At 58.1% G+C, this 2,748-nt stretch carries 3 protein-coding genes; all 3 read left to right on the forward strand.

Annotation, left to right across the window (positions count from 1 at the left end):
- The coding region (gene atpH / locus ARB69_RS25380) for an ATP synthase F1 subunit delta (RefSeq protein ID WP_055155395.1) at nt 1-470 on the forward strand (470 nt) is incomplete at its 5' end.
- Complete coding sequence (gene atpA / locus ARB69_RS25385) at nt 467-1,981, forward strand: F0F1 ATP synthase subunit alpha (RefSeq protein ID WP_050638644.1); 1,515 nt, start codon at nt 467-469, stop codon at nt 1,979-1,981. The genes atpH and atpA, both read left to right, overlap by 4 nt.
- The coding region (locus tag ARB69_RS25390; protein ID WP_055155396.1) for a FoF1 ATP synthase subunit gamma at nt 1,974-2,748 on the forward strand (775 nt) is incomplete at its 3' end. The genes atpA and ARB69_RS25390, both read left to right, overlap by 8 nt.

Consider the following 2,748-nt stretch of genomic DNA (forward strand, 5'->3'; position numbering starts at 1 on the left):
TGGCTGTGCTGAAAAGACTCCTTATGGAGGAAGAGAACTTTTTCCAGATGCTGACGCTGGGTGAAATCGGGAAGGAAACAAGACTGGAGTGGATGCGGGATATATTCGGGAGCCATATCAGCGATGAGACGCTGGCGTTCTTCTGCATCCTGCTGGACCACCAGGGCCTGTATCATTTCAGCCAGGTGCTGGCCGAAGGGCTGGAGCTTCTGGGAGAAGAAAGACAGGGGATCCGTGGGATCGTATATTCGGTGGTGCCGCTGGAGAAAGAAATGGTGAAGCGTCTGGAAGAGCAGACGGCGGAACTGATCGGCAAGCCGGTGACCCTGGTGAACATGATCGATGAAGGCCTCATCGGCGGGGTATTGATTTCCGCAGACGGGAAACTCATTGATGCTTCCCTGAAGAAAAGAATGGAAGATTTAAGCTTGAGGCTTCGCAGCAGGCCGGAAGGGGGGAGTCCTCTATGATGTGGAATACAGAGGAGATCAGCAGCCAGATCAAAAAGCAGATAGAAACCTATACAAGCCAGATGGAGATCACGGATTTTGGCACCGTGCAGGAAGTGGGGGACGGGGTAGCCCGTGTGACAGGCCTGCGCCACTGTGTGGCGGGGGAACTGCTGGAGTTTTCCGGCGGGGTCTACGGGATGGCCATGAACCTGGAGGAAAAGAATGTAGGGGCGGTTATCATCGGAGCGGACCGTGGGATCAAGGAAGGGGACATTGTCCGTCCCACAGGCAGGGTAGCGGAAGTGCCTGTAGGGGAAGAACTCCTTGGGCGGGTTGTGAACCCGCTGGGTGAGCCCATTGACGGGAAGGGGCCGGTAGAGACGGATAAGACACGGCCCATCGAGAGCCCGGCGCCGGGGGTGCTGCAGAGGAAGTCGGTGCACCAGCCGCTGCAGACGGGCATCAAGGCGATTGACGCCATGATCCCCATCGGAAAGGGCCAGCGGGAACTGATCATCGGGGACCGCCAGACCGGAAAGACGGCCATCGCCATTGACACCATCATTAACCAGAAGGGCAAGGACGTGATCTGCATCTATGTGGCCATCGGCCAGAGAAAGTCCACCATTGCGCAGCTGGTGAAGACGCTGGAAGACCGGGATGCGATGCGCTATACCATCATCGTGTCGGCAACGGCCAGCGACGTGGCGCCGCTGCAGTACATAGCGCCCTATGCAGGGTGTGCGATGGGGGAGGAGTTCATGTATGAAGGGAAAGATGTCCTGATCGTATATGACGACCTGTCCAAACACGCGGTGGCATACCGTGCCATGTCCCTGCTGCTGAGGCGTCCGCCAGGACGTGAGGCGTACCCGGGGGATGTCTTTTACCTGCACAGCCGTCTGCTGGAGCGCTCCGCAAAGCTCTCCGATGAGCTGGGGGGCGGGTCCATTACGGCGCTGCCGATCATAGAGACCCAGGCAGGGGACGTGTCGGCGTATATCCCGACCAACGTCATCTCCATCACGGACGGCCAGATCTTTCTGGAGTCGGAACTGTTCTTCTCGGGCCAGAGACCCGCGGTAAACGCCGGGATCTCGGTGTCACGAGTAGGAGGCAGCGCCCAGATCAAGGCCATGAAGAAGGTGGCGGGAACGATCAAGCTGATGCTGGCCCAGTACCGGGAGCTGAAAGGGTTCTCGCAGTTCGGGTCAGACATTGACAAGGATACCAAAGAGCGGCTGGAGAACGGCATGCTCCTGATGGAGATCCTGAAGCAGGGGCAGTACCAGCCGGTTGCGGTGGAACACCAGGTCATGATCATTTATGCGGCAGTAAAAGGACATCTGGCGGGCATCGCGCCGAGCCAGGTGAAACGGTTTGAAAAGGAACTGTACCAGTACATGGATACGAATTACCCCCATGTGGGGAAAGCCATTGCGGATACGGGGAAACTGGAAGCGGAGACAGAGGAACAGCTTTTGAAGGGCATAGAAGAATGCAGGAAGGCGGGGAGATTCGATGGCTGACCAGATGCAGGCGATTAAGCGCAGGATGAAAAGCGTCAGCAGCACGGAGAGGATCACCAATGCCATGAAACTGGTTTCCGCAGCGAAACTGAAGCAGGCGACGAACCGGTTCGATTATATCCGGAAACACCTGGAGGCGGAAAAGCGGCTTTACGGCCAGGTCCTCCGAACAGAGGAGGGCGTGCCGGAAGTGTACCTGGAACCAAGGGAAGGGGAAACGCTGTACCTCCTGCTCACCAGCAGCAAAGGGCTGTGCGGGAGCTACAATACCTCCATCACGAAGGCGGCGGGGCAGATTGCAGAGGAAGAAAAAGGCAGCTGCTGTTTCGCGGCTCTGGGGACAAAGGGAAAAGAGTTCTGCCTCCGGGAAGGCCTGGAGATGCTGGAGACGGAGCGGGAGCAGATGGACGAGATGGGGTATGAGGAAGCATACCGGCTCGCGGGGGAAGTACTGGAGCTGTACCGGGAAGGCCGGTTTACAAGCATCCGGGTGCTGTATGCCTCCTACCTGAACTCGATTTCCCATGAGGTGAAGGCAGCCCCGGTGTTCCCGCTGGAGGCCGGGGGGCAGGCCGGGGACTGTGACCTGACTCTGATGGAATACGAACCGGCCGGGCGGGAGCTGTTTGACAGCCTGGCCCAGGAGTACCTGGCTTTGTACCTGTACAGTGCAATCGCGGAGGCGACCCTGTGCGAGCATTCGGCGCGCAGGATTGCGATGAAGAATGCCAGCGACAGTGCCAACGAGATGCTGACAGAATTATCTA

The organism is Faecalicatena contorta (assembly GCF_001404335.1).
Taxonomy (GTDB): Bacteria; Bacillota; Clostridia; order Lachnospirales; family Lachnospiraceae; genus Faecalicatena; species Faecalicatena contortus_B.

What these genes read in the sequence shown, in the direction of transcription:
- atpA (WP_050638644.1), top strand. Translation starts at nt 467, where the DNA reads ATGATGTGGAATACAGAGGAGATCAGCAGCCAGATCAAAAAGCAGATA.